Annotated in this window: 17 protein-coding genes, 1 rRNA gene, 3 pseudogenes and 1 other annotated feature (1 of these 22 only partly in view); of the genes and pseudogenes, 5 read left to right on the forward strand and 16 right to left on the reverse strand. The window is 48.0% G+C overall.

Annotated features, from left to right (window positions below):
• Position 1: 1 nt before the first annotated feature.
• The 4 genes and pseudogenes from CZ379_RS25695 to CZ379_RS25710 all read right to left on the reverse strand — a co-directional run.
• A pseudogene (locus CZ379_RS25695) lies at positions 2-172 on the reverse strand (flavodoxin domain-containing protein); the annotation flags it as partial.
• A 2-nt stretch (positions 173-174) separates the two neighbouring features.
• Positions 175-1,419 carry a purple acid phosphatase family protein gene (locus tag CZ379_RS25700; protein WP_234405019.1) on the reverse strand — a complete coding sequence of 415 codons (1,245 nt, stop codon included), beginning with the start codon at positions 1,417-1,419 and terminating at the stop codon, positions 175-177.
• Between the two features lie 147 nt (positions 1,420-1,566).
• Positions 1,567-2,193 carry a LysE family translocator gene (locus CZ379_RS25705; RefSeq protein ID WP_110934225.1) on the reverse strand — a complete coding sequence of 209 codons (627 nt, stop codon included), beginning with the start codon at positions 2,191-2,193 and terminating at the stop codon, positions 1,567-1,569.
• An 84-nt stretch (positions 2,194-2,277) separates the two neighbouring features.
• Positions 2,278-3,027, reverse strand: a complete 750-nt coding sequence (locus CZ379_RS25710; RefSeq protein WP_234405020.1) for a YqcI/YcgG family protein — start codon at positions 3,025-3,027, stop codon at positions 2,278-2,280.
• A gap of 163 nt (positions 3,028-3,190) precedes the next feature.
• On the opposite strand from CZ379_RS25710, the gene CZ379_RS25715 reads away from it, so the two are divergent.
• Positions 3,191-3,637, forward strand: a complete 447-nt coding sequence (locus CZ379_RS25715; RefSeq protein ID WP_110934226.1) for an OsmC family protein — start codon at positions 3,191-3,193, stop codon at positions 3,635-3,637.
• Positions 3,638-3,724: 87 nt separating this feature from the next.
• Here CZ379_RS25715 and CZ379_RS25720 read toward each other — a convergent pair whose 3' ends face one another.
• Positions 3,725-4,825 (reverse strand): hypothetical protein, encoded by a 1,101-nt coding sequence (locus CZ379_RS25720; protein ID WP_110934227.1) that lies wholly within the window; start codon positions 4,823-4,825, stop codon positions 3,725-3,727.
• A gap of 260 nt (positions 4,826-5,085) precedes the next feature.
• Between CZ379_RS25720 and CZ379_RS25725 the strand changes: the two genes are divergently transcribed.
• Genes CZ379_RS25725 through CZ379_RS25735 form a run of 3 tightly spaced genes read left to right on the forward strand, consistent with a single transcriptional unit; the run spans position 5,086 to position 8,521 of the window.
• Complete coding sequence (locus CZ379_RS25725; protein WP_110934228.1) at positions 5,086-5,799, forward strand: polyphosphate polymerase domain-containing protein; 714 nt, start codon at positions 5,086-5,088, stop codon at positions 5,797-5,799.
• 5 nt (positions 5,800-5,804) lie between these two features.
• Positions 5,805-6,506: a DUF4956 domain-containing protein gene (locus CZ379_RS25730; protein WP_110934229.1), complete on the forward strand. Its 702-nt coding sequence runs from the start codon at positions 5,805-5,807 to the stop codon at positions 6,504-6,506.
• On the forward strand, positions 6,503-8,521 hold the full coding sequence (locus CZ379_RS25735; RefSeq protein WP_110934230.1) for a CotH kinase family protein: 2,019 nt from the start codon (positions 6,503-6,505) through the stop codon (positions 8,519-8,521). The genes CZ379_RS25730 and CZ379_RS25735 overlap by 4 nt, the downstream gene beginning before the upstream one ends.
• Positions 8,522-8,666: 145 nt before the next feature.
• On the opposite strand, the gene CZ379_RS25745 is transcribed toward CZ379_RS25735, so the two are convergent.
• Positions 8,667-12,221: a starch-binding protein gene (locus CZ379_RS25745; protein ID WP_324616517.1), complete on the reverse strand. Its 3,555-nt coding sequence runs from the start codon at positions 12,219-12,221 to the stop codon at positions 8,667-8,669.
• A 27-nt stretch (positions 12,222-12,248) separates the two neighbouring features.
• A pseudogene (gene amyS / locus CZ379_RS25750) lies at positions 12,249-13,742 on the reverse strand (alpha-amylase); the annotation flags it as partial.
• A 942-nt stretch (positions 13,743-14,684) separates the two neighbouring features.
• On the opposite strand from amyS, the gene CZ379_RS25755 reads away from it, so the two are divergent.
• Entirely contained in the window at positions 14,685-14,939 is a 255-nt protein-coding gene (locus tag CZ379_RS25755) for a GlsB/YeaQ/YmgE family stress response membrane protein (protein ID WP_110934231.1), read from the forward strand.
• 85 nt (positions 14,940-15,024) lie between these two features.
• Here CZ379_RS25755 and CZ379_RS25760 read toward each other — a convergent pair whose 3' ends face one another.
• The 9 genes and pseudogenes from CZ379_RS25760 to CZ379_RS26475 all read right to left on the reverse strand — a co-directional run bounded on the left by CZ379_RS25760 (position 15,025) and on the right by CZ379_RS26475 (position 26,055).
• Positions 15,025-16,614, reverse strand: coding sequence for a response regulator transcription factor (locus tag CZ379_RS25760; protein WP_110934232.1), 1,590 nt, complete (start codon positions 16,612-16,614; stop codon positions 15,025-15,027).
• On the reverse strand, positions 16,571-17,992 hold the full coding sequence (locus CZ379_RS25765) for an ABC transporter substrate-binding protein (protein ID WP_110934233.1): 1,422 nt from the start codon (positions 17,990-17,992) through the stop codon (positions 16,571-16,573). Before CZ379_RS25765 ends, CZ379_RS25760 begins: the two co-directional genes overlap by 44 nt.
• 29 nt (positions 17,993-18,021) lie before the next feature.
• The gene (locus CZ379_RS25770) at positions 18,022-19,743 is read right to left on the reverse strand and encodes a cache domain-containing sensor histidine kinase (protein ID WP_110934234.1); all 1,722 of its coding nucleotides are present in this window, start codon (positions 19,741-19,743) and stop codon (positions 18,022-18,024) included.
• Positions 19,744-19,858: 115 nt separating this feature from the next.
• Positions 19,859-20,728 carry a carbohydrate ABC transporter permease gene (locus tag CZ379_RS25775; RefSeq protein WP_110934235.1) on the reverse strand — a complete coding sequence of 290 codons (870 nt, stop codon included), beginning with the start codon at positions 20,726-20,728 and terminating at the stop codon, positions 19,859-19,861.
• On the reverse strand, positions 20,725-21,681 hold the full coding sequence (locus tag CZ379_RS25780; RefSeq protein ID WP_110934236.1) for a carbohydrate ABC transporter permease: 957 nt from the start codon (positions 21,679-21,681) through the stop codon (positions 20,725-20,727). The genes CZ379_RS25775 and CZ379_RS25780 overlap by 4 nt, the downstream gene beginning before the upstream one ends.
• A 100-nt stretch (positions 21,682-21,781) precedes the next feature.
• A complete protein-coding gene (locus tag CZ379_RS25785; protein WP_110934237.1) occupies positions 21,782-23,131 on the reverse strand; it encodes an extracellular solute-binding protein in 1,350 nt (449 codons plus the stop codon).
• Positions 23,132-23,655: 524 nt separating this feature from the next.
• Positions 23,656-24,839, reverse strand: a pseudogene (locus CZ379_RS25790) (IS3 family transposase).
• A 370-nt stretch (positions 24,840-25,209) separates the two neighbouring features.
• Positions 25,210-25,326 (reverse strand): 5S ribosomal RNA (gene rrf / locus CZ379_RS25795).
• 373 nt (positions 25,327-25,699) lie between these two features.
• Positions 25,700-26,106 (reverse strand) — a sequence feature (most likely nonfunctional fraction of RNA operon); it runs 1,182 nt beyond the window's last position.
• Complete coding sequence (locus tag CZ379_RS26475; RefSeq protein WP_199925790.1) at positions 25,795-26,055, reverse strand: hypothetical protein; 261 nt, start codon at positions 26,053-26,055, stop codon at positions 25,795-25,797. Its footprint overlaps the feature before it by 261 nt.

The raw sequence follows: 26,106 nt of genomic DNA on the forward strand, positions 1-26,106 counted from the left end.
CCATTCTCTCTTCCAATTCATCCAGAGCTCCGCAATATAATCGATAACTGGTGTCTCCACTTCCGAACAAGGCGGTCACTGCTTCCTTCCAGTCAAGCTCAAGCATCTCATCCATGAAATCAAGGAACTCATCGGGCAGTTCTCCGTCGCCCCAAGTGTAGGCGCCAAGCAAAGTCAAATAAACTGTTCTAATTCAAACTCATCCAGCAGCTTTCCTTCCACATCATAAGCCTGATAAATCAAGGTGCTTCCGTTAATCGTGACCCCGGCAAACATTTGCTTTCCATTTTGAAAATGAACGGCATGATAGAACCGATCCTTCTTCTTCTCGTTAAATTTCTGTCCTGCTGTATTTATAGTGACATACACCGTGCCCTCGCCCGAAGCGGCAACCTTCCCGCCATGAACAGGATAAGAACGCGAGTATTCGTGATTATGCCCCTGCAGCACCAGATCAACACGGAACTCATCGAACACCTCGGCCCATTCCTGAATCTTGCTATAGCTATTTCCGCCGTATACCGGACGGTGGATGGCAACGATTTTCCACAGCTTGTCCGTGCTCTGTAGATCCTTGCGGAGCCATTCGGTCTGACTGGCAATATTGGATTCCGTATTCATAATGGTGAAATGGGCATCCCCATAGTCGAACGAATAAGAAGTGCCGGGAAGGGAGTTCACCGCCCCATTATTCGGTAGATTGAAATGAGATGTGTACCGACCTGCCTCACCGTTCACCTCATCATGATTGCCTGTCACAGGCATAAGCGGAATACTGGGCAGCCATTTGGACGCTTTGCTGAAAAAATAATCCCAAGAAGCCTCATTCTCGGGGTTCTCCGTCAAATCTCCGTTATGAACTATAAAACGGGCATCCGGAAAAGCCGCAAAAGCCTGATCCAGTGTCCTGCCCCACAGCTCGAAATCCGCTTCGGTCTCTCCCTGCGAATCCGCAACATTTATAAATGTGAACCCCTCCGCAGTTAATTGTTCCGTTGTAAACATAGCCGCCTCGCTCCAGCCCTCCGCTAGTCCACTTCCTACACGGTAAACATATGTTGTACCCGGCTTCAGATCAGTGATTTCCACCTGGTGAGCCATATTCTGCCCACCGGAGCCGATGGAAACGATGCTGGACCCAGCCCGGTAAGTCAATGTATCGCTCCCCCCCAGCTTCCCGGCATCGGTGCCCTCGACAATCTGCAGCTTCTCTTCCGCATAACTCCCGGCTTCGCTGTACCAAGTGAACGCTCTGGAAGTTCGGGCATCTCCTTTTAACGTGGTGACCAATGATTTAGGTTTACCGGGAAAATAAGCAGCATCCTCCCCTTCCTGCAGCCATTTAAGTCCTATCACCCCTGCAAGCATTACGGCGCAAAGACTGCCCAGCCATCCGATCCCCTGAAATCTTTTCATCATGCGCCTCTTCCTCCTGTATCATGTTGTCTAAGATTTTTCACCTTCTAGTCCCCAATGTCAACGAAACGGCAGGAACTTTAAGCTCATTTTCAGTTTCGGCTTTGCCGCTGCATTTACGTGAGACGAGAGCAGTACGGAATGAGAAGGTTATCCAAACAGCTCAACAAAGGCCTGCCAGCCGAAATATATGCCGAAGGCAATCAGCATCCACCCTGAGAGAAACGAAATGCCCGTTAACAAGCGGGGCGTCAAGTAACGCCGAAGCCCGCTGGACATGACGGCCATCGTCAAATCCCATGCCATAAGCCCAAGAATCACCGCTGAAGTATATAGCACCAATTCTTTCACTCCATAGGTTTGAGCCGCCTTTGCCAGGATCGAGCCGTAAATACCTAGCCAGAACATGATCGACAGCGGGTTCGAGATAGATAGAATGAATCCCGTGCCAAACGATTTGGACAACGATTCATGGCTGGCATTCCGATACTCTGCCACTTGCTTTGCTCCCCGAAGTCCGTCCCACCCGCTGTAAATGAGCACAAAACAGCCAAATAGCCATAAGAAGGATTTTACAAACGGAATCTGCAGAAAATGAACCGTTCCAAAATAGACGAGTGCAATAAAAATAAAATCAGCTGCCAGGGAGCCGAGGCCCAGAATCCAGGAATTCCAGAAACCGCCTCGAATCCCACGATCCATCTGCGCGGCATTAATTGGACCGATCGGCGCAGCAAGAGACAACCCAAGTAGAATATAACTTAAAAACAAGCTCATGCCTTCCCCCTCCATCCCCTGACACTACCAGCGGCGAACTTGTACCATTTTATTCAGGGTGGAAGGATTGTACGACCAAATAAGTTAATTTTTCTTTAGATGAATATCGGCAAAGGGACACCGCGAATTGGACGGAGCAGTATCATCTCCCAGAAAATATTGCTTCCACTCAAAGTTGTCCTTACTTCCATAGCTATTCAGATCGGGATGAATACCTACGGCATCATACTGCAAGACGCGTTCCCTGATTTTGCTCTTGATTTGGGCCGCCGATTCGCTGGATGAGTTGAACTCCACGAGCACCCAGCGAGGCGTAATAGCGAGAATGAAATAAGGGAAATACCGGCTTTGCCGCAATCGATGAGCCGGTGTAGCGCAATACATGAAATACTGCTCTTGGCCAAAACAATACTCCCAGACTGGATCATGAGGATCGGCGGGGATACGGGCGGGCCAGTCATGTTTATCCAAAGCCCGGACTTTGAGCAGCAGCCTCCAGAATATTTCCTTATATTCCTCGACGGTACAATTATCAGCTAGTTCCTTCGGCGTTTCACAAAATAGAACCAATGAAGTATACTTGCCACAGCTTCTGGCTTCTTCCCCGTAACGTTCCAGCAACAAGGCCATCTCTGCCGCAGCCTGGCCGCTGCTCGGTTCCCCGATGAAGCCGTATCTGAAATGCCCCCGTTTAAATCCAATGGTTGCCGGGATACATGGGAATAAATACGAGGGATCGGACAGTTTCATGGCAAAATGCCGATAAGCCTCGTATTTCCAAGCATTTTCTTTTAATGACAACTCTTTCACTCGGGCTTGATCGTACAGCATCATACCTAATCCTCCTTTATAGTACACAGTATTGTAGGAGGGAGAGATGTGTGATTGTCCCGTTTCATAACTTTTCAGATTGACAACTGCGACATTCGGGCATATAATTCAATAAAACCTAGCGGATAAGTATGTTTTAGAATTGTAAAAAGGGAGAGATTTTTCAATGGCTGCTGTACAAACCTTCAAAGCAACTGCACATCTTCAAAACGGCGTTCAAGTTAAGACGACTGCCCGCCAATTCGAGCTGATCATCGACGAGCCGAAGAGCTTGGGCGGGACGGACACGGGCATGAACCCGGTCGAGGCCCTGCTTGCTTCGCTTGGTGCATGCCAAGCCATCGTTGCCCGAGTCTACGCGCCGAAATTTGATGTCAAGCTGGATGATTTCCGTGTTGAAGTGGAAGGCGACATCGATTTGGACGGATTTTTCAATAGATCATCGGTTCGTCCAGGTTACTCCGATATTCGATACACATTCTACGTCAAGACCAGCTCGCCTCAGGATAAGGTCGAGGAGTTTGTTCAGTTCCTGGAGAGCAAGTGCCCTGTCGGGGACACGATCGCGAACCCGGTCAACTTGAAGCTGGATCGCATCGTAATTGAAAATTAAACTGCTCGAAATGATCGATCTATTTTCTTATTTAAAAATCAAAGGGAGCCCAGGCGTATGATGACCTGTAAGCTCCCTTTTTGTTCATTACTCATCTTTAATTTTGATCTTCATCTGGATGACCGATATCGAGCCTTGATCGCTCTGCTCCGCTTTGACAAGCTCTCCGTCGAATTTCTCTCCCTTGACTCCATACCCTTCCTTGGCCGCTTTCGGCATATCTTCCGCCGGCACGACCCTCAAGACAATATAAAACGTATCAACGTTCTTCGGCTTCTTCATTTGAAGGCTAAACGCCCCATCGGGCATGACTTGGGCATTCTCTCCATACCCAATATTCCAGTGATCTGGTATGTCCACATCTGCCTTTATCCTTACTCCTTCAAGCAAGTTGCTCTTGGCTTTAATCTGATAATTAGTGCCGTCGAACGAAATTACCGGTGTAATCCATATGTCGGGGCTGCCGTAATCCTCCGGCCTCTCGCCGGGGATTTCAACCTCCCATTCCTCATCGGCTGATTCTGGATTCGCACCTACGCGAATGAAGGCAACAGCCTTCTTGTAAATTTGCTCCGATTTCTCGTACTGGTGGATATACGGCCCGGTCAGCTTATTGCCATCCTTGCCGTATGCCTCCACTTCGCCCGCTTGCTCCTCAGGTACGAAGCTGATTGTAATATCCAGTGTTCCCTCTTTAATATTCGGCTTCTTGATATCGAATTGAAACGTGCCGTCCCGCCCGATGTCTGCCTCATCATTGTATCCCCACATATTGTAGCCCGTGGCGGTGATATCGGCCTTCATCTTGACTCCCGGCAGCAAATTTGTCGTGCCAGTGACCGAGACGCGTTCGTTTTCCAGCCTAGCCTTTCCTTTAATCCATACATTTGAATCCCCTTGATCCGCTGGAGCATCCTTCAAGTTTCCGTTCGTTTCGATTTCGTAATTTACTTTTTGCCCGTCGCCATCATTTGACGATGCATTGGAGTCTGGCACAGGATTGGAAGTATCGTTCCCATCCGCGATCGATACAGCCGGGTTATCCTCCGCCTTCCCCTCGTCGCTGTTTTTACCGCAGCCGGCAAGCACGATGACAGCGATCAGGATCATTGCCCAGACGAGCAGCATAGATCGCAGGGTCATATTTTCAAACCATTTCTGCTGTTGTACCGTTTGCCCTTCTTGCATTTGTGTCATCCTCTTCTGTGTCAATCTCATCTTCCTCTAACGTTCCTTTCGCTAGTCATTCTTAAGCACTTATGTATAATATCCAAATTATTCATTACCCCAATTTGAAATATCGAAACACCTTTTAACATTCAGTTTACATTCAGTTCACATTAAGTGAGAAATCAGAAAAGGTTGCTAGGATGAATCTTGTAACTGACAAGGCAAGTTGACTGGTTATGAAAATAGAACTACGCAGGAACGAGGTGTACAAGCATCCAATGAGTACGAAGCTAAAATATCGGCATGAGCTCAAATTCATAATCAACCGGCAGCAATATTTCATCATACGGCAAAGATTAATCAATTTCATGGATTATGATCAGCATGCCGGAGCAAACGGCGAGTATCATATCCGCAGTCTTTATTTCGATGACATCGATAATACGGCGCTGCACGAGAAGCTCGGAGGAATCCGCCAGCGCTGCAAATACCGCATTCGCATCTACAATGTGCAGGAGCACGTCATCCATTTTGAGAAAAAAATCAAGCTGAACGACTACATCGCCAAGGTAAAAGAGCCCATCACTCTGGACATGTATCGCTCCATTCTCGCTGGCGACTTCCAGGTTCTCAACGTACCGGAGAAACCGCTTCTGATGGAACTTCACCAGCAAATGAATCACCGTCTGCTCAGACCTAAAGTCATCGTGGATTATGTGCGTGAGCCATTGGTTTATCCAAGCGGCAACGTACGAATTACGTTTGACAAGGATTTAAGGACAGGGCTGCATCAGATGGACATTTTCGATCAGAATTTGAAGCCCATAGCTGCGATGGACGATAATTACATCATTTTAGAGGTCAAATACGACGAATTTATTCCTGAAACGATCCGTGCAGCTCTGCAGCTAGAAGGGCTCAACCGTCAATCCGCATCAAAATATGTGATCTGCCGCAAATTTCTAAAAGAAAATTCTTGGGAGGATTATTAATTATTATGGAAACTACAACGAACACTTCATCGACCACGTTTAGCGATATTATTAAAAATTCGGTACTGAGCAATTTCACATCCGATATCAGCCTGTCCAAAATTCTCATTACGCTAGGCGTCGCTTTTATCATCGGCTTATTTATTTTCATTCTGTATAAAAGGGTATTTAGCGGCGTGCTATATTCGAAAAGCTTCAACGTTTCATTAATCGGCATGACTTTAGTGACGGCCATGGTCATTATCGCGATCAACTCCAACCTGATCCTATCGCTAGGGATGGTCGGCGCCCTTTCGATTGTTCGCTTCAGAACGCCAATTAAAGATCCAACGGATTTGATCTTCCTGTTCTGGGCCGCCGCCGCCGGGATTGTTGCCGGAGCTGGCTTCTACACGCTAGCGGCCATCGGCTCGGTCATTATCGGATTGGTTCTGTTCCTGTTCATCAAAAACTCGACTTTGGAGACGCCTTATTTGCTCGTGATCAATTGCAGCGGCGATGAGAGTGAGCAAGCGATTCACCAGGCGATAACCGGACTTGTAAAACGTTATAATGTGAAGCAAAAAACAGTATCTCCCGGCAACATTGAGATGACCTTTGAAGTGCGGCTCCGTGACAACGAAAGCGTATTTGTCAACCGAATCTCCGAGCTGGACGGAGTAAGGAACGCGGTGCTGATCAGCTATAATGGGGACTATGTATCATGAGATCCCGCTTGAAGACTGCTCTGCGAAGTCTGGCTCTTGCGTTGCTATGCATGGGGCTCGCAGCGTGTTCCATTTCGAATGCTCCAGCATCTGAGTTTTCTTCCAGCAATAGCAGTACGACTTCCAACAGCGCTTATAATCGATCTTCAGGAACGGCCGCAGAACAGTTGCTAGACGAGGTTGTGTTTCCCAGAGACAAAGTCGTCGATGTGAAAATTACAATGGATGAGGATGACTTCCAGGATATGCTGGACAATGCCAGCGCAGAAGAGTATAAGCCGGCATCGGTGAACTATAACGGGCAGAAAATCGACAATATCGGCATCCGTACTAAAGGGAATCTCACCTTGCGAAGCGTCGTGCAAATGGCTGACTCTGATCGATATAGCTTTAAGCTGTCTTTTAATGAGTATGTCAATCAGACCTTAGCCGGACTCGAAAAAATCAATCTCAACAACAATTACAGCGACGCCTCGTATATGCGGGAATATCTCGCTTACGAGCTGGCGGAAACGATGGGTTTGCCAACGCCTAAATATTCGTTTGTCAATATATACATTAATGGCGAGCTGTGGGGATTCTACCTCGCGGTTGAGCAAATCGGCACCTCCTATCTGGAGCGGCATTTCGACAATGCCTACGGGGCTTTATACAAAGGTGTCATGACAGGCAGCGGAAGTGATCTGCTCTGGCTGGACGATAATCCGGAATCATACACCGGTCTGGAGCTGAAGTCCAATTCCCATAACGGGAATGTGCTGATCGACATGCTGGACGAGTTGAACCACGGCAGCGACTATGAAAGTGTCCTCTTCGTCGAGGAAGCCTTAAAATATATCGCCTTGAATGTCGTTACCAACAACACGGACAGCTATATTGGCGGCAACAAGCAAAACTATTATTTATACGAGGTAGACGGCATCTTCTCCATCCTGCCTTGGGATTACAATATGGCCTTCGGCGGATTAGGCGGCGGGATGGGCATAGGGCGAGGAGAGCCAGGACGTAATCAGCGGGCCGAAGATACGGAAAACAGTGTACCGGCCGCCCCCGTGCCCGAAGCCCGGCAAGATACTCCAATAGGTGATGACACAAACCAGCGTGCAGCGGATGCGGCGCAAGGGCCGTCCGGCACGTCGCTGTTGATCGATGAGCCTACCCAGGGCACGCTGGCAGAGCGGCCGCTCGTCGCTAAGCTCCTGGCCGTTGACGCGTATAAGGAGCGGTACCATAGCATTATTGAAGAGGCGATCGAAGGCTATTTGTCAGAGGATCGATTCTCCGCCCGGGTCGAACAACTGAACCAAATGATTGCTACGTATGTGGAGCAGGATCCCACCGCATTTTATACGTACGAAGAGTATCAACAAGGCGTGACGCAATTAATGTCCTCCAATGCTAAGCAAGTCGACAACATTGCACAGCAATTGGCCGGAACGATCCCCTCCTCGGGTGACGGCTCAGGCAGTGGCGGCGGTATGGGTGGAGGGACGAGAGGCGGCATGGGTGGCAATATGGGCGCTAGATTCAACGCTGGTGCCGCTCCTGACACGCCGGCCAACATCAATGCGCCGACAGATGCTGCAGGTGAGCAGGGAGCAACTCCGACCGAGGCGAGGCAAGAAGCACCCGACCAACAGGGGGCGATTCCAGCGCAGGCGGCGCAAGAAGCACCCGACCAACAGGGGGCGATTCCAGTGCAGGCGGCGCAAGAAGCACCCGACCAACAGGGGGCGATCCCAGCGCAGGCAGGGCAAGAAGCACCCGATCTGCAGGAGGGAGCTCCTGCCGGGGGCAATCAGCAATTCGTTCCCAACGGCCAAATGCCTCAAGGGGAGTTTCAAGGCGGAAGACGCGCTCCCGACGGGATGGGCTTCGGTGGCCCAGGCGGCTTCGGCCCCCAAAACTCGCAGCAGCAAGGCAGCAGCTCAGAAGCCATTACCGCAGGCATTTCACTGCTTGTTCTGCTCGCTGCCAGCGCATTCGTACTTTACTTTCGGCGAAAGCGGCTTTAGCACACAAGCAGCGCCCGTTTCCACTAAATAACAACGTACTATACGCAAGAATGCCCTGGCATCCAGAGATGCTTGGGCATTCTTTTTTTAACTTCGCACAGTTTCAATCTCCTTAGGCAAGCTAAAGCCTAGATGCTCAGATAGTTTAGGCAGCTGCTGCTGATAGCGGAGCCCCTGATACGATTTGTCCATTCCCGTTGTACGTCCACGTTCCAGCATTAAATAAATAGTTTTTCATGTTGTTGCTGTCCCAATTTCCATTCCCATCCGTGAAGCACGCCTCAAGACGGGATGCGGTGCCGATATCCACCGTATATTTGCTGTATCCCGGTATTTCCGCTGCTTCCATCGCCGCTCCCGGAACTGCTGTCCATGTCCCCCCTTCTGGACGATAATGAATGTACGGATTGCCGAATCCGTGTTTGTAGTACACAGTCACTTTATTCGCTGCATCCGGGGCAGGAGCGCCCTCCTGAATTTTTCCATTCCCCAAATATGTCCAAGTTCCCGTATTGAAAAAATAGTTCTGTCCATTGTTGCTATCCCAATTCCCTTTCCCATCCGTAAAGCATGCCTCAAGACGGGAAGCAGTTCCGATATCTACTGTATACTTGCTGTATCCCGGCACTTCTGATGCTTCCATCGCAAACCCTGGAACCGCCGTCCACGTTCCGCCCTCAGGACGATAGTGAATATGCGGCGCGGCAAAGCCTTGTTTGTAATAGACAGTCACCTTATTGCCGCCTGTTCCTGCTACCTCCGTAGTTATTTCCAGCGCCTCACTAGCCGGAGACACATTGCCTGCAGCGTCGCGGGCTTTGATCGTATACGTGTAGCTCGTTTCCGGAGCGAGATTTTTGTCGGTATACGTTGTCTTTGCCCCGCTTCCTACCTTCTCAGTTCCGCGGTAAACGTCATAACCGGCAACGCCAACATTATCGGTAGCCGCTTCCCAGGCAAGCGTCACAGTAGTATCCGTAACGGCAGTGGAATGAAGCTGTGTTGGAGCAGTTGGCGCCTCAGTATCCCCAGGCCCGTCAGGATTGGATTCATGCCATTGTACACCGTCATACCATCCATCCGATGTTCGTACTAATCCCGCCTGATTTTGCCCCGGACTCTGTCTGCCCGAGTTATCTTTGAATATTACAGTCGCACTGTCCACACCTTCGATTTTGTATGAAAACCATTCCCCCGAAGCTCTCGCCATCGCTGGTGCCGTGGCCCAGGTCGGTTCGGTTACCTTAGGTGAAGTTTCATAATAGTAAAGGTGGGGCGATCCCCAATTTTCCGGCTTTTTGAAATAAATCGTCAAGCCTGCATCTGGATCCTTCTTCGTATATTGATATTGCTGTACGGAAGCGCCTTCTTCATTCACCGCATATAGCCGTAATGTAGCGGAATCGTCAAACTCCATGCCAGCACCAATCGTAATTTCCGTACCTTCTGCGTAAGGTATGCCCTCAGACGGATCGCTGCCGTCCAATGTATACTTTCCACCCTCCGCTTTTGTTACGTGAAGTGTAATAGTCAGGGTATCCGTCTTGAAATTACCTCCCGCTGGCGATGCCGACACAGCTGGCAAAGCCGACTCTGCCGTCTGCTCGATCAGGATCAAACCGTTAGCGTGCGCTGTAAACGTGGCAAATCCGCCTGACACAACTGTTTCATTTCCGGTATAAGCATCGCGTACCGTACTGCCGTCTGAAAACGCCGACGATACATTGACCTTCGTCGTACCTGAAGCACCCATCACGACAACTACTCGATCCTCAATGCCGTCCTCCGAATATGTCCGTTTAAATGTATAAGGGGCATCCGCAATTTTTGCGTGGCTGCCTGCCCCAACCGAAAGGTGATTATTGCGGAATTGGCCGACCTTCTGCCAGTGCGACAGCACATCCTGATTTAAGCCATTCCAATTCATCGAAGAACGAGTCCCCTGCTGCGGATCCGAGCCCGTCTCTCCAAAGGCTCTGGCCGCCTCATCCCCATAGAACGTTTGCACTCCGCCCGGCAATAACAACAGGGCGCTTCCCGCCTGGATCAACCTGCTGCGATCGTATAAGCGAGTATCATGCGATGAAATATAGCTCAGCACATTGAAGCTTGGATCACTGTTAATTCTCGAAGCATAATCGGCATATGTGCCTTCCAAGGCATTGAGATTGCTGTCCTGAAAGCTAAAATTGATCACTGAATCAAAGCCGTAATTGAAATACTCGCTTTTACCGACGCCGTGTCCCCAAACCTCTCCGGTCATCCAAAAATCGTCGTTCCAATCGGCTCCAGGCTTGTTCGGATTGTTCTGCCTCCACTTCTGTAGCGCTGCGCTGCTCTCGTTCTTAAGCTGCTTCCAGCGGTTCAGCTCCACATGCTTGGCCGTATCTGCTCGGAAGCCGTCGATCCCGAACTCCTCAACCCAGGCGGCTAACATTTTCACGATATGATCGGCCGGAGCTATACCAAGATCTTTACGCAGGCTGGATGCTGCTGGAACGATCCAAGCGTCATGCCCGGCTGTTTCGGCAGCCCATTTATTCTTCAGAATAGGAGCAAGACCTACGCTGCTTGTTACATTCGTCCTGAAATCAGGCAGGTTGCCTACGCACTGAGTCAAATCGCTGTTGCCGCAATTTTCATACCCGCCGATTCCTGCTCGAATCCATTCACCCCACCAGCTCGACCAAGCGGATGAGTTATTGTAGTCGATCAAGTCATGGAAGCTATGCCAGGTTTGACCGCTGCTTGGCGTCCAGCCGGCACCGATGCCGTTTCTTGCTCCGAAGCCGTATTCCTCCATATCCTGCAGTGTGGAATACCCCGGATGGTTTAGAACGACGTCCAGCACAACGCGAATGTCCTGAGAATGCGCCAAATCCACAAACTCCTGCATATCGCTGACCGTCCCCATATTGCGATCCATCATCGTAAAATCCATCGCATAGTATCCGTGGTAGCCGTAATGGGCAAAGTCTCCGCCGTTGCCACCGCCGACCCAGCCGTGCATCTGCTCATACGGAGCAGAGATCCAGATTACATTCGTGCCTAAATCGGTAAAATAACCCTCCCGGAGCTTCTGCGTCAGGCCCTTTAAATCTCCGCCGTGAAACGTTCCGATATTCTTCCCGGTAGCATCTCTCTGTGGGCGCCCGTAGGAGTTGTTATTACTTGGATCACCATCCTTAAAACGATCCGTCAATACGAAGTAAACGTTTGCATTATTCCAGCTAAAAATCCCTCTCTGCGATTCCGTTCCGCTCGCCGGAACGGCAGCGCTTACGGACGCGGCTTCTGCCGCTGCAGCAATCAACGGGCTTACCGGACTTCCTATCATGGCTGCAGTGCTCCCGGCAAGGCCAGAGGACGCATTATCTAAGGTGGCCATTCCTTTCGATTTTGTATTTGCAACAGCAATCGGGCTGCTATTATGCCATCCCCCGTCATACCAGCCTTCGGCACTCCGGAAGAAGCCCGGCTGATTCTGTAACGGATTCTGCTTCCCGCTGCTGTCGCGGAAAATAACGTACGCGCTGCTCGCGCCCTCAATCGTGTAAGAGTACCATTCTCCTTGCTCATGTATCATGGCTGGAGAAGATGCCCAGACCGGCTCTGTCACTGCAGGTGAAGTGCCGTAATAATACAACTGGGGGGCTCCCCAATCCGCCGGTTTCTTAAAGTGGACGGTCAGACCAGCCACCGGTTGGGGGTTCGGGATGCTTGTCCCCTGCTTTACCCAGACCGATACTGAGCCGCCGTTCACCTTGAAATCCCCGTAACCCAATGAGTTAATTTGAACGGTATCCGTACGGTTGCCTGTAATGTCGTACCAAATCTCGCCGGCATGCTGCGAGCCGACGTACATCGTCTTCGTGCCGCCCGCGCCGTCCGTAATCAATGCGGCCAGACCGGAATTCGGTTTAGCTGCCACGCCTTCTCTCGTCCAACCGATAATATCCTGATGATTGATATAATCATGCTGCACCCCATAGGCATAATCCTTTCGCGCTTTAAGCAATGGATCCAGCTTATCTTTCATCGCCGGGATGTTATTATTTGGGATACCGTAATAATCGCCATAGAACACCATCGGATAACCTTGCTCACGCGTTAAAATATACGCATAGGCCAGCGGCTTGAACCAATCTGGAATCCAAGATTCCAGCGATTGGCCCGGCTGTGTATCATGGTTATCCACGAACGTTACCGCTTTGAGTGGATCCGCATTGACAAGCGTACCCTGAGCAATGTTCTGCATATCGAAATTCCCGTTGCTTGAGGAAGCCGTCTGAAATTTATAATGCAGCGGGACATCGAACAAGGACATATTGCCGCCTACCTTGTTCAAATAATTTTGCAGCCTGCCAAGATCTCCGCTCCAGAATTCCCCGACCGTGAACATTTCTTTGCCTGTGCTGGAGCGCACGTGAGTTACGAAATCCTTCATGAAACCATATTTAATATGCTTAATCGCATCGAGCCGGAATCCGTCGAGATTCAGCGTATTGGCATACCATACGCCCCAATTCTTGATCTCGTTCACAACATCCGGGTGATCGAAGTCGATATCCTCGCCCATTAAATAATCATAATTGCCGTTCTCCGTATCGACTTCCCAGTCCCAGTCCTTGCCGGATAATTTGTAGACCGCTTCCTTCTTGTTGTTCTCATTCCAGTTCACTCCGTCAAAATGCGGCCATCTCCATTTGAAGGCGGAATACTGATTGCCTCGCCCCGGGAAATCATATTTCGTCCAGGCTTTAATGCTGTAGCTGCCCGAGGTTTCCTGGTTGCGGTTATTACCGGCAACCTCCACCGCATTGCCATCCTCCGTGCCGTCCCCGCCCATTTTATGGTTGACTACAACGTCGCCATATACCAGGATATTATTGTTATGAAGCGCAGCTATCGCCTGCTCCAGCTGGCTCTTCGTGCCATACTTCGTGCGAACCGTACCCTTCTGATTAAATTCGCCCAAGTCATACAAGTCATACACACCGTAGCCGACATCATTAATCCCCGCATGCCCCTTATAAGCTGGTGGCAGCCACACCGCCGTAATGCCGATGTCCTTCAAATGCGCTGCATCCGCCTTAAGATTATTCCAGTGGCTTCCATTGCTCGGTAAATACCATTCAAAGTACTGCATCATTGTTCCGTTAAACGGCTCCGCTGTCGCCGGCTGTACGATCGCATCCGAGGCAACCTGGATCGCCGGCATTTCCTCAGCATAGAGCTCATCTAAAGCGACCCATGGATTTATAAAGACCGATGTGGCAACAAAAATTAAACTTAACCATAAAGCTATAAATTTCCGAATCTGCTTAGACACCACTTCTCCTCCTCTTTCATTCATTATTTTCCTCAATGCAAAGGTTTGCATAAAAGGCAAAAGTCTAACCCTTAGCTGATAAGCATCTACGCTCACCCTGTGCAAACGTTTGAGTTTTAGTCCAAAACGTTTCCTCCTCTCCTTAAAAACGATCAACTTCCCAATAAAAAGCGTAATGTAGGCGCTTTCACATTGACAAATACTATTTCTTCTTATTTTTGGTAGTTGTTGTGTTGGATTTTACCAGATAAGCCGCTAACTATACAAGCCTTTTTAATAAAAAATTTTTTTTAAAAAAAACGGCTCAAAACCACGGTGCTTGATCAGAAGAGTAAATGCGAGTGCGTAAATGCGGGCGAAAAGTCTAATGGTTGCGAACGATGCTAGAGTAATGTATTGGTTGTAAGCGATGCTAGAGTAATCTATCGGTTGTAAAGCGATGCTACAAAAGTCTAATGGTTGCCAGCGACGCTATTTGAGTAAAATTGAGGTTTGCAAAATGTAACGGTTGCCAGCCGGGCTATTTCCTGTTTTTTCGTAGGCAGAGGGCTGTTTCGTCCAAATAAGCGCACATACAACCGTTAGATAAGAAACCTCCGTTTTTTGGGTCGATTAAGCGCTATGACAACCGTTAGCATAGCACTGTGCAGGCAGGTATCGCTCTTCTGAATGAGGCTATCCCGTCGGTCAAGCACCGGTTTCTAGGTTAAGCCAAAAACATCGATATATCTCAAGCTTGATGTATTCATAAGCGAGTGAGGAGATGTTTAAAATGAATTGAGGTGGTTAATAGTAGACAGACAACCTAATCCAAAGATTGAGGTGATAAGAATGGGTTTCTTATGGTCATTGATTATCGGTGGTGTGATTGGCTGGCTAGCAGGTCTGATTATGGGCAGAGATATTCCCGGTGGAATTATCGGCAATATTATCGCTGGCTTTATCGGGGCTTGGCTCGGTAGTCTCATCCTTGGAAACTGGGGGCCTGTCATCGGTAATTTCTACTTCGTCCCAGCGCTGATCGGGGCAATCGTCCTTGTTTTCATTGTCAGTCTGATTATGGGCTCCATGCAGCGCAACCGATAAAAAAGCGAATGAATGAACAATTTAGTTAAGGACGACCGGGGTATTCCGGCCGTCCTTGGCTAAGTAATCTTCTATTCTCGTAATGCTAACCGGCCTCCTCTCGATACTCAGAAGGAGTTTTTCCCGTAATCTTCTTAAATACCTGGCTGAAATACCTGGGATCCTGATATCCGACCAGCGGAGCTACCTGATACACCTTTACATTCGTGTTCTGCAAAATAAACTTGGCCTTATCGATGCGACACTTCGTCAAATATTCAAGGAAGGTATACCCCGTTTCTTGCTTAAACAGCATACAGAAGTGGCTTATACTCAGCTCAGCTATTTCACAGACCTCTTCAATGCTAAGATCCTTATGATAATTGTGAGTGATGTACGATGTTGCTTTTGCAATGACAGCCTGAACATCTCCGCGTGAGTAATTTTCCTTGCTCTGCAAAATCCACTGACCGAAACAGTCCTTCAAGACGGTGATCATTTCGCTTAAAGTCAACAGAGAGTAGATCTCCTGCAGCAATCCCTCCAAAGACCACTCCAGCATCATATTCATGCCTTCGAATTGGCGATACAAAACGATCGTCAGCTCGATAATCATTCGCTCAGCCTGTTCCTTCGTCAGAGCCTGATCCTCGAAATAATGCTTCATTTCATCGAATGAATTCAGCAGTTGCTGGCGATCTAATTTACGAGCATATTCCAGAAGCGCTTCTTCAATCTGCTTAGGATATCTTGCTTCCAAAGCATGAACGGCCTCTTCCCGTTCTACGTAGACATATACCCCTTCCTCACCGGAGTAAAATCGCTGATACAAGGCTTGAGCCGCATGTTGGTAGGCTTCATTCAAATGATCGATGCCGATCATGCTCGGACTGAAGCCGACAGAACAGGACAGCTTCGTATTTGCTTTGAGTTGTCCGATCAAATCATTGCCGAGACATACTTTTCTATCGCTTAGATGGTCAGGGAACAGGATGACCCATTCGCCACTATGGAAAGGAAACGTCGTAAGCCCCCCCTGATTCAGCGACCACTCGCTAACGATGTTCCGTATTGCGAATAACCATAGGCGCTTCTCCTCGATGCTCCACTGCTCATTCAGCTTCAGATAATGATCGAGCTGAACGACAGCCATGAAATATCCTTGCTCCAGCTCACTGTTCTCCATCCAACGCATATGCTGCAGCGGGCTTTGATTTCCCTCGATAAATTCAGCAAACAGCCTTTCTCTGGCAAGCAATGATAATACTTGAACTGAATGAAGCAGCTTGTCATTTTCCTGCTGCTTGTTCAAATGCTTCTTGGCGCGCATAATCATTTCGATTAATTCGTCATGATCAATCGGCTTTAGCAAATAGTCAAAGGCCCCCTCGCGCAGCGCCTCGCGTGCATATTCGAATTCTCCATAACCGCTAATGAATATAAATAATCTCTGCGAATTTTCCGTCAGTACTTCCTTCATCAGAGAAATTCCATCCTTACCCGGCATGCGTATATCACTGATAATCATATGCGGCGAAGTCTCACGAACCAACTGGAGAGCCTGCTCCCCATTTCTGGCTTCCCCGACTATTTCCAAATGAAGCTCATCCCAGGGAATCGCCGCCTTCAAACTCCGCAGAATTATAGGCTCGTCATCGACCAGTATCACTTTGTACTTCTCTTCCGTCGCCCCCATCCAGCGCACCTCCTGAATTCTTAAAGGGTAAAGAACTTCTTCGCTGATTCCAATAAAGCTTGGAGCTAAGCTGCAAATCCTCCAAAGCTTCCTCTGCACTCAATTGGCCGCCGATCATTTCTTTTACACCCTTCAAGAAAGATCTTTTGACCTCTGGCGACAAAATATTGTCATACGGGACGAAACTATGCGTGCTTTGCTCCATCAATGTGATCACTTGAGCAAACACAGGACCCGTTTTTTCGGGATCATAGCTGATTTTAATCGAAGGCAGACGGAGGCCCTCATACACGATACGGCTTTGAATTTCCTTCGTATAGAAGCGCTCCAGCAAATCCAACGCGGCCTCCTTCTTCGCTTCCTCCAAGTTGGATGACAGCCCGATGCCAATCGTATAACCCCCAGCAATCGATCTAGTTTCTCCTAACCGGAGGGACGGAAATGGAATGACCCCTACCTCATCCTGAAAGCTAGACGTGTTATGGGAGATCAGATCATTTCGGTGAAACAGATTGATATCCCAGTTCCCGTTCAAATACATGGCGGCTTTGCCCTCGGTAAACTGGGCGATTGCCTCTTCCGTAGTAAAGCCGTTAGCAGAGGGGGCGAAGGCTCCCGTCTTTACCCACCCATCCAGATGCTCATAGGCTTTTAAAAATTTTTCATTCCGAAAATCATAGCCTTCTTCCCCCTGCGACAAGACTTGAATCAGTTCCGGCCCCGCGTATCGATCCATAAGGTAATGAGCAAATATTGCAGCCGGCCAGCGATCCTCATTGCCCAGCGCAAACGGAATATATCCATTGTCACTGAGCACCTTAATGACGCGATCCAACTCGGCTAACGTACTCGGTGCCTGAAGGCCAAGCGCATTAAAAATCGTCTTATTATAATATAAAGGCTCCGCATTACCTTCAAACGGCAGCCCGTAAATCTTCCCATCAAAGGTCCATAACTGTAAGTCGCGGAATTGCTCTTTAAGCCCCCGTTCCTTCACAAACTGGCTCAAATCCATCAATCGATTCGCTCGGGCATAAGGCTCGATTTCAGCGCCCCCAAACAGGACGAACATGTCTGGAGGCGTTCCAGTGACCATCTCGCTTTTGAGCTGCTGCTCGCGATGTGTGGTCTGATCCATCCCCTCGAAATTCACCTTTACGTTCGGATGGGCTTTCTGATAATCCGCCACTACATCCTCAAAAATACTCAGCATCGGCCTGTCATGCTCCTTCGTCCAGAAATGACGAAAAGTGAGCGTAATCTTATCGATTTGATCCTCCTCGATAGGATCGCGGTTTCCGGCTGTAATGAACAGGACCGATACGGCAAGAACCGTAATGTATAGTAAAATCCAGCCCCAGTTAAGTAACCATTTCATTCATTTATCCCCCCTCTACCTATCGGTATTTAAGAAACTATCTTAGGTATCCGAATTCGAATCGTAGACCCGAATCCAGGGGAAGAACAAATCATAATGCCATATTGTCCGCCAAACCGGATACGCAGCCGTTCATGAACATTTTTAAGACCTACTCCATTTTCCCGGTACTTCTTCATATTGCCCCAATCTTTATTCCACATGTTCTGCAGCGTTACAGAATCGAAGCCAGGGCCGTTATCCATCACATAAATAAAAATATCATTCCCATGCTCCTGCGCCTGAATCGTGATCATGCCGCTGTCCTCCATCGGTTCGATCGCGTGATACAATGCGTTCTCTACAATGGGTTGAACAATCAGCTTCTGTGTTTTGAAATATTTCAATGAATCTGATAACTGCAAGTCATACGAGAATTTATCCTCGAAACGAAATTTCTGAATGTCCATGTAATGCCGAACATGTTCTACTTCCATTTGCAGAGGAATGAGCTCCTGATTTTCACTGATGCTTATGCGCAGCAGCTTGCCGAGAGATATGACCATCTTGCTGATGCTTTTATTTCCCTGCAGCACAGCCATGGAATTGATCGATTCCAAGGAATTATAAATAAAATGCGGATTGATTTGCGCCACGAGCGCTTGCAACTCCGCCTCCTTCTTCCGATTCTGCTCGGTCTCGACCTGCTCGATCAGCTCATCGATTTGTGTGCTCATTCGATTGAAGCCATCCACTAGCAAATCCCGCTCATCATCCGCTGGCAGCGTAGAAGTAATCGGTACGAATATTCCCTGCTGCACTCGCTTCATCCCGTTAACGACGCTAATAATGCTGCTGACCAATCTACGTATGAAGAACCGGTCAAACAAAAACGCCGATACCAGGGATACCAACACGAGAATAACAGCGATATTGCGGATCGACAAGGATTCGGACGCGATCAATTTAAACGGTGTAATCGCTACCAAAACCCAATCTTTGTTATGGGATGGCAAATACGTAATCAACGATTGCTCTTCAAGATACTTGTCTACATAGTAACCCTTGCTGTTGGAATACCCTTCCGAGAGAAATGGAAATGACGTCTGTTCCCCGATATGCTCACCAGACTTGTCAAATACGATATTCCCCTGCGTATTCACCAGCAAGATATCCCCTTGCTTCAGCGTAGCTGCTTCCCAGAACACCTGATCCAGAATGTCTGGCTTAATATATATCACGAGGGCCCCAATATCCTCTAATGAATAATAGTCTTTGACCAACCGCGCCTGAATAAGTACCGGGTTCCCCGTAGCGACCGAACCGTTCTCCCCGGGTCCGATCCACACCGGTCTTCCTTCAGCTGATTTCATCTTCTCATACCAGCTCTGCTGATTCAGCTCATCGAATGCCATAAATTCGTTAGGACTGTAGAGCAGTTGATCTTTAGAATACAGCGCATACGAAGTAATCATTGGATGATTGAATAGTTTTCCGATCTCTTGCTTAGTCTCGTAGCTTACTCCTGCCTCCGGTACCTTCAGCGTTAGTTGAATAACATCCTGAGTGATCGCCGAGTTCGAAATGGTCGAGATTTCATTCAGCGCAAATTTCAGCTTCCGGTCACTCTCCAGCAAAGAAATCCAATAGAAATGGCTAGACTTCTTTTCCATCGCATTCGCGAAGCTGTAATAAGATACGGCGCCCATCAGTATAACCGGAATGAACACGAGAAGTATAATTGCCAGCAAGATTTTTCGACGAAGCTTCATGAACTTTTGCGGCCTCCCCCACCATCTTCTAACTGTATTATTCTTCATCGTGTTCTATATTCCTTGCAAACATCACGTATTAAATCACATATATTCAGATCGCGATGCTGCTTTATTAACTTTTAATAGCTCCCGAAGTCAGTCCAGCGATGACCCAACGGCTGAATAGTAAAAATACAATCAACAGCGGCAGGGTAGCTGTAAACGTGGCTGACATAATCATACCGAAATCCAGACCATCCCGGTTCGTAAATAACTGTTGGAGCGCAAGCTGAATCGTATAATTCTCTTTATTCTTCAACACGACGAGCGGCCAGAAAAAGTCGTTCCACACGTTCATGAAATTAAGGATGGCAAGCGTAGCCATCGCCGGGGTAACGACAGGAATCGCAATATTCCAGAAAATCCGAAAGTGTCCGCCTCCGTCGATTCGCCCCGCTTCGATCAATTCCGAATGGACAGCCGAAGAGATATACTGCCTCATCCAGAATATCCCAAACGCATTGACCATAGCTGGAACGATCAACGCCTTATAGCTATCGATCCACTGCAGCTTCGCCATAATAACGTATTGCGGAAGAACTCCCAGTTGAACAGGAACTAGCATTGTAGCGATAACAAAGACAAACAGAACCTTTTTCAATGGAAATTCATATTTCGCAAAAGCATAACCAGCGAGCGTACACAGAAATACAACGGAAACCGTAACTGCTGAAGCTACGACGACAGAATTCATCAATGCTCTAAAAAATTCCGTCCGCTCCAAAACGCGCCCAAAGTTATTGAAAAACTCCGTTCCGGGTACAAGTAGCGGCGGAATATGGAATGCAGCAGACTTGTCGTTGGTCGCTATTACGAACATCCAGTAGAACGGGAATATCGAAGCAAGTGCGCCTACCACCATAAAGATATAAAATAATATTTTGACGACAATTCCGGCATCATCCGGTTTCTTTTTTTTAACGTTTACAGCTGCTAAACTCATGCCTTTTTCCCTCCTGTGTCTCCACCCATTCGACTGGATATCATCATATTGAGGACGGAGAAAATAATGGTGAAAATAAACAGCATGACTGCCGTAGCCGCCGCTGTGCCGAAGAAACCGTTACGGAATGCCTCACTGTACAAGTAAGTTACCATCGTAACCCCTTCCTGACGAGTAGAGCCCGATCCCGACTGCCCTAGGAAGACATAAGGCTCGGTAAATAATTGAAGCGCACCGATCGTGGAGATCAAGGTGACGAAAATAATAAACGGTCGCAGCAATGGCAGCGTAATATACAGCATTTGCTGTCCTCGACTTGCTCCGTCAATTTTCGCAGCCTCATAAATATCTGTAGGAATACTCTGCAGCCCGGATAGAAAAATGATCGCGTTATAACCCATCCAGCGCCACATGACCATCGTGGAGATGGCAATTTTCACACCCCACCATCCGGAGTTAAAGGCCATGTTCTCCAATCCCATGGTGTTTAACAACCAGTTGACCATCCCGTTGTTGCCAAACATCGTACTGAAAACGAGCGTCACGGCTACAATGGATGTAATATTCGGCATGAAGAACAGAATTCGGAATGTATTTTTATACTTATTCATTGCCGAATTCAGCATAATTGCGACAAATAACGCCATAATCAGCTGCGGTACGGTCCCCATTAACGCCATGATCAGCGTATTGCTGAAGGAAATCCAAAACGTCGGATCGCTTGTGATCAGTTCATAATTTTTAAATCCGACAAATTTCATTGGCCCAAGGGCATCCCACTTAAAAAAAGATAAATAAATTGTAAAAAAGATCGGATACAGCCCAAAAATGCTAAAAAGAATAAAGAAAGGAGAAATAAACGTATACGCCGTCAATCGGCTCCGCCTTGTCTCCGTCCAGAACGGTTTCTTGCCTTCGCTTTGAAGCGGTTTGGCAGTTGCTAAGTCAGCCATTTATACACCTCCAGGGGTAGTTTTGATAAATCCAAATTCGCAAGAAGATACCATCTTCTTGCGAATTCGGGTGACAAGCTATAATAGAAAGAAAAGTTTACTAGCTGCGTTCTGCCAGTGTCTTAGCTTGTTTAATTGCATTTTCCCACTCTTTGGCCGGATCGGCCTTTTTCTCAAGCACATTCTTCAGGGCATCTTTGAACATCGTATCCACTTGATCATGCAGCGGACCGTAGTATACCGGTTTTACACGCTCTGCCGATTTAGCATAAGCCTCGGAAATAACCTGACCACTAAAGAAGTCATCTTTATCTTCCGTAAATGCTGGTTCGCTATATACTGCTGGAATAGAAGGGAATAAGCCACTGGCTTTAAAGGATTTCAATTGGTTCTCCTTGCTTACCAGCCAAGAAATAAATTCGTAGGCTTCCTTCGAATGCTTGCCTTCTTTAGGCAGTGTCAAGAACGAACCGCCCCAGTTGCCCGCGCCTTCAGGAAGCTGAGCGATAGCCCATTTACCAGCGGAATCCTGAGCATTTCTGATTGTACCTGCCATCCAAGCTGGGCCTAACATTACGCCGAAATCGCCATCATTGATCGCTTTATTCCATTCAGGAGACCAGAGAAGCGTATTGCCGATCCAGCCTTCCTGAATACCTTTAACCGTGAAATCATAAGCCTTCTTCACTTGCGGATTCGTATCTCCGATAAAGGAGCCGTCCGCCTTGCTGAAATAAATTTCATCTGCTGCTTGGTCGCGAACGCCGTTGTACACCAAATCAGTCAAGTCGGCGAACGGTTTGCCTGTCTTATCTTTGAATTGCTTCGCTACTGTCGCGAATTTATCCCATGTATCGATTGCTGCGCTAAATCCATCCGGATCGGTCGGCAGACCCGCTTGTTCAGCTAAATCTGTACGGTAGTAGACCACTGTAGGCCCGATATCCGTTGGCAGACCCAGTTGGAAGGAGCCGTCTAGAGAAGTGGCTTGCTTCCACTTCCAATCCAAGTAGTCTCCTTCAATGTCTTTGGCGCCTAGATCATATAAATTGTGGAACTTATCTTGGGCACTGATGAAGCGCTCCATAAAGGCAATTTCAAGCATGAAAACATCCGGTGCCCCAGAGTTGGCCGACAGTGCCGTAGTCAGGTTATTATGGTGAGCCGTTTGATCTGAAGTATTTTGAAATTTCACAGTGATATTCGGATGCTCTTGGGTATATTCTTTAGCGAGCTCCTCGTAATTTGTCGTTCCCAGCGACCAAAAAGTAAGTTCAATTTTCTCTCCGGAATCTGTCTTTGCACCTTCATTAGCCCCGTTGTCGGTAGCAGCAGGCGTGTTGCCACCATTGTTTGTTGTAGTTTTGTTGCCCCCGCCGCCACATGCCGCTAGCGAAGCGACTAGCAGGACAGCAACCAAAACTACAACCATGCGTTTCATTCTAATCATTTCAAGACCCCTTTCAGAAATGTAAATGTTTACATCGTTAGTCTATCGAACTTTCGGCATGATTTTGAGGAGGCAATATTGCGATTTGTGGTTGAGATTTTTCTGATTGCTACCTAGAAATAATGCCTACCATGCCAAAGTTGGGATTTTTCAGCATGACAAATCCAATTCTGTACACCCATTGAACGAGAGGAGAGGCGGAACGTCCACATGATGGGCCGACTACCATCATACAGCGAAACATCACATGCGGGGAGCTCGCTGTGAACTGCACATAGTGCGCGGGGAGCTGCGCGCGGTGCGCGGGGGGCTGCATGCCGGGCGCGGGGAGCTGCTTGCCGGGCGCTAGATGTATTTCCCACAGTTAGTTGATGGGCTTTTGTCGTATGAAGGGTAGCTAGCTGCAAATCTACATCTAGTTTGAGGCTGTTTAGCAGGCTATTAGCAGAATTTAAGCAAATTCAGGCATTCTAACGGTATGATTGGACTTCTGTCAAGAAAGTGGACACCTATTAAGTGAAAGTTTACGCCGTCTCCTTCTTGAATTGCGCAGCAAATTGAACCGGCGACACATAGCCGATTGAACTGTGGATTCGTTTGCGGTTGTAGAAAAATTCAATGTACCTGTAAATGGTCTCGTAAGCCTGTTGTTTGGTCTTGAACTTCGTTCTGTAGATGAGTTCTTTTTTCAAGATGCTGTGAAATGACTCGATACAAGCGTTATCGTAGCAATTCCCTTTACGACTCATGCTAACCTTCATGGAATACGATTCCAGCTTGTCACGGTACTCCTTCGATGCGTACTGTGAACCGCGATCGGAATGGTGAAGCAATCCCTTACCTGGTTTTTTCGCATCATATGCGGCCTCTAGAGCATCTAAGACAAGTTCTGTTGTCATCCGGCCGTAAAGCCGCCAACCCACGATCTCGCGTGTGCACAGATCCATCAGACTAGCCAAGTACAGCCGTCCTTCTCGGCAGGGGATGTAGGTAATATCTGCAACCCACACTTTGTTCGGTTCAGATACGGCAAAGTTCTGGTTCAACTCATTGGGAGCAATGGGTGAGTCATGATTGGAATCGGTCGTCTGCACCTTAAATTTACGGGAGACACAAGAACGCAACCCCAGTTCTTTCATGTAGATGCTAACTGTGCGCTCCGCGACCTGGATACGCTCTTTCCACAGCATTCGGGTAATCTTAGGACTGCCGTAGCGTTCCCCGGAGTCATGAAAATGATACTTGACTCTCTCCAGAACCTTCGCCTTTCGAAGTTTCTGCTCGCTAGGCAATGCCTTCTGCCACTTGTAGAAGCCACTCCGAGACACTTGTAAAACCTTGCACATCTTCTCCACCGAAAACTCGGAGCGATGTTCTTCAATGAATTGGAATCTCAGTTCCTTTCTTTGCTGAAGATGTGCAGCGCCTTTTTTAATATAGCGAGTTCTTCCTGGAGATCTTGATTTTCCCGCTTCTTCTCTTGATTCTCCAGTTCCTTATTACGCAGTTGTTGTTCGAGTTGACGCACTCTCTCCGGTGTGACTAAAGATTCCAGCTGGATTTCATCGCGGTAAAGTGCTTTCCAGTTGTGCAACACACCCGCAGATATACCGAGTTCTTCGGCCAACTGCGGCATGGACTTACTTTGCTCTAAAATATACTTCACTGTCTGCTTCTTAAACTCTTCACTGTAACTATTACGTTCCATCCGGACATCTCTCCCTTAAGGATTATTATCTAGGTTCACTTAAGGACTGTCCACTTTTTATTCTAGTTGCAGATTTGCATTTAGTACGGGTACCTTTTCTTAAAAGTGCCAAACTAATTGTATAAAATACATTCAGTCACTAGTCACCATCCTTGGCGGTCATTTGGGGACGATAACTTTTTCGATCAACCTCGATCAATCTCGATCAACCGAGCTACTAACGGTCTTTTTCGCAGTATTGCAGTGTTGTAGTATTGCTGAATCCAGCATTGCAGTAGCAAATGGAAAGCAGCAATATTCACAGAATAAATTTGCATTGAAAACGCAAAAAGGCACTACCGATATAATATCAGTAGTGCCTCTTATAATTGCTTGGCGACGTCCTACTCTCCCAGGACCCTGCGGTCCAAGTACCATCGGCGCTGGAGGGCTTAACGGTCGTGTTCGAGATGGGTACGTGTGGAACCCCTCCGCCATTGCCACCAAACGTGACTTTTGCACTGCATTCACTTCTTCGATCTGCTACAACAAAATATCAGACCTTAGAACAAACATGCAGCTTAAACTGCATTTCAGATGTTTGATCACCTGAAAACTGGANATTTCTAAAACGCAAATTTCGTTTCGTTATCCAGTTTTCAAGGATCAAGGACGGAACTTTTGTAACGATCACCTTTGGTGACGTTCAAAGTTACGTCATTTTGAGAGTTGAACTCTCAAAACTGACCAACGAGTGAGCTAAAAGCTTTACGAAGTAAAGCTACTTCGAAAGCATATCCCCCTTTGCATCCGCAAAGGGATCGGCGACTTTCGTCAGCCTTTTTTTGAATGTCTTCGTTGCAGAAGACGATTCTCCATAGAAAGGAGGTGATCCAGCCGCACCTTCCGATACGGCTACCTTGTTACGACTTCACCCCAATCATCTACCCCACCTTCGGCGGCTGGCTCCTTGCGGTTACCTCACCGACTTCGGGTGTTGTAAACTCTCGTGGTGTGACGGGCGGTGTGTACAAGACCCGGGAACGTATTCACCGCGGCATGCTGATCCGCGATTACTAGCAATTCCGACTTCATGCAGGCGAGTTGCAGCCTGCAATCCGAACTGAGACCAGCTTTGATTGGATTCGCTCCACCTCGCGGCTTCGCTTCCCGTTGTACTGGCCATTGTAGTACGTGTGTAGCCCAGGGCATAAGGGGCATGATGATTTGACGTCATCCCCACCTTCCTCCGGTTTGTCACCGGCAGTCACCTTAGAGTGCCCATCCG

The sequence above is a fragment of the Paenibacillus bouchesdurhonensis genome (assembly GCF_900155685.1).
Taxonomy (GTDB): domain Bacteria; phylum Bacillota; class Bacilli; order Paenibacillales; family Paenibacillaceae; genus Fontibacillus; species Fontibacillus bouchesdurhonensis.

Excerpts from the sequence above, each read along its gene's own strand:
- CZ379_RS25700 (WP_234405019.1), bottom strand. The coding sequence starts at position 1,419 with ATGATGAAAAGATTTCAGGGGATCGGATGGCTGGGCAGTCTTTGCGCC.
- CZ379_RS25705 (WP_110934225.1), bottom strand. The coding sequence starts at position 2,193 with ATGAGCTTGTTTTTAAGTTATATTCTACTTGGGTTGTCTCTTGCTGCG.
- CZ379_RS25710 (WP_234405020.1), bottom strand. The coding sequence starts at position 3,027 with ATGATGCTGTACGATCAAGCCCGAGTGAAAGAGTTGTCATTAAAAGAA.
- CZ379_RS25715 (WP_110934226.1), top strand. The coding sequence starts at position 3,191 with ATGGCTGCTGTACAAACCTTCAAAGCAACTGCACATCTTCAAAACGGC.
- CZ379_RS25720 (WP_110934227.1), bottom strand. The coding sequence starts at position 4,825 with ATGCAAGAAGGGCAAACGGTACAACAGCAGAAATGGTTTGAAAATATG.
- CZ379_RS25725 (WP_110934228.1), top strand. The coding sequence starts at position 5,086 with ATGAGTACGAAGCTAAAATATCGGCATGAGCTCAAATTCATAATCAAC.
- CZ379_RS25730 (WP_110934229.1), top strand. The coding sequence starts at position 5,805 with ATGGAAACTACAACGAACACTTCATCGACCACGTTTAGCGATATTATT.
- CZ379_RS25735 (WP_110934230.1), top strand. The coding sequence starts at position 6,503 with ATGAGATCCCGCTTGAAGACTGCTCTGCGAAGTCTGGCTCTTGCGTTG.
- CZ379_RS25755 (WP_110934231.1), top strand. The coding sequence starts at position 14,685 with ATGGGTTTCTTATGGTCATTGATTATCGGTGGTGTGATTGGCTGGCTA.
- CZ379_RS25760 (WP_110934232.1), bottom strand. The coding sequence starts at position 16,614 with ATGGGGGCGACGGAAGAGAAGTACAAAGTGATACTGGTCGATGACGAG.
- CZ379_RS25765 (WP_110934233.1), bottom strand. The coding sequence starts at position 17,992 with ATGAAATGGTTACTTAACTGGGGCTGGATTTTACTATACATTACGGTT.
- CZ379_RS25770 (WP_110934234.1), bottom strand. The coding sequence starts at position 19,743 with ATGAAGCTTCGTCGAAAAATCTTGCTGGCAATTATACTTCTCGTGTTC.
- CZ379_RS25775 (WP_110934235.1), bottom strand. The coding sequence starts at position 20,728 with ATGAGTTTAGCAGCTGTAAACGTTAAAAAAAAGAAACCGGATGATGCC.
- CZ379_RS25780 (WP_110934236.1), bottom strand. The coding sequence starts at position 21,681 with ATGGCTGACTTAGCAACTGCCAAACCGCTTCAAAGCGAAGGCAAGAAA.
- CZ379_RS25785 (WP_110934237.1), bottom strand. The coding sequence starts at position 23,131 with ATGATTAGAATGAAACGCATGGTTGTAGTTTTGGTTGCTGTCCTGCTA.
- CZ379_RS26475 (WP_199925790.1), bottom strand. The coding sequence starts at position 26,055 with ATGACGTCAAATCATCATGCCCCTTATGCCCTGGGCTACACACGTACT.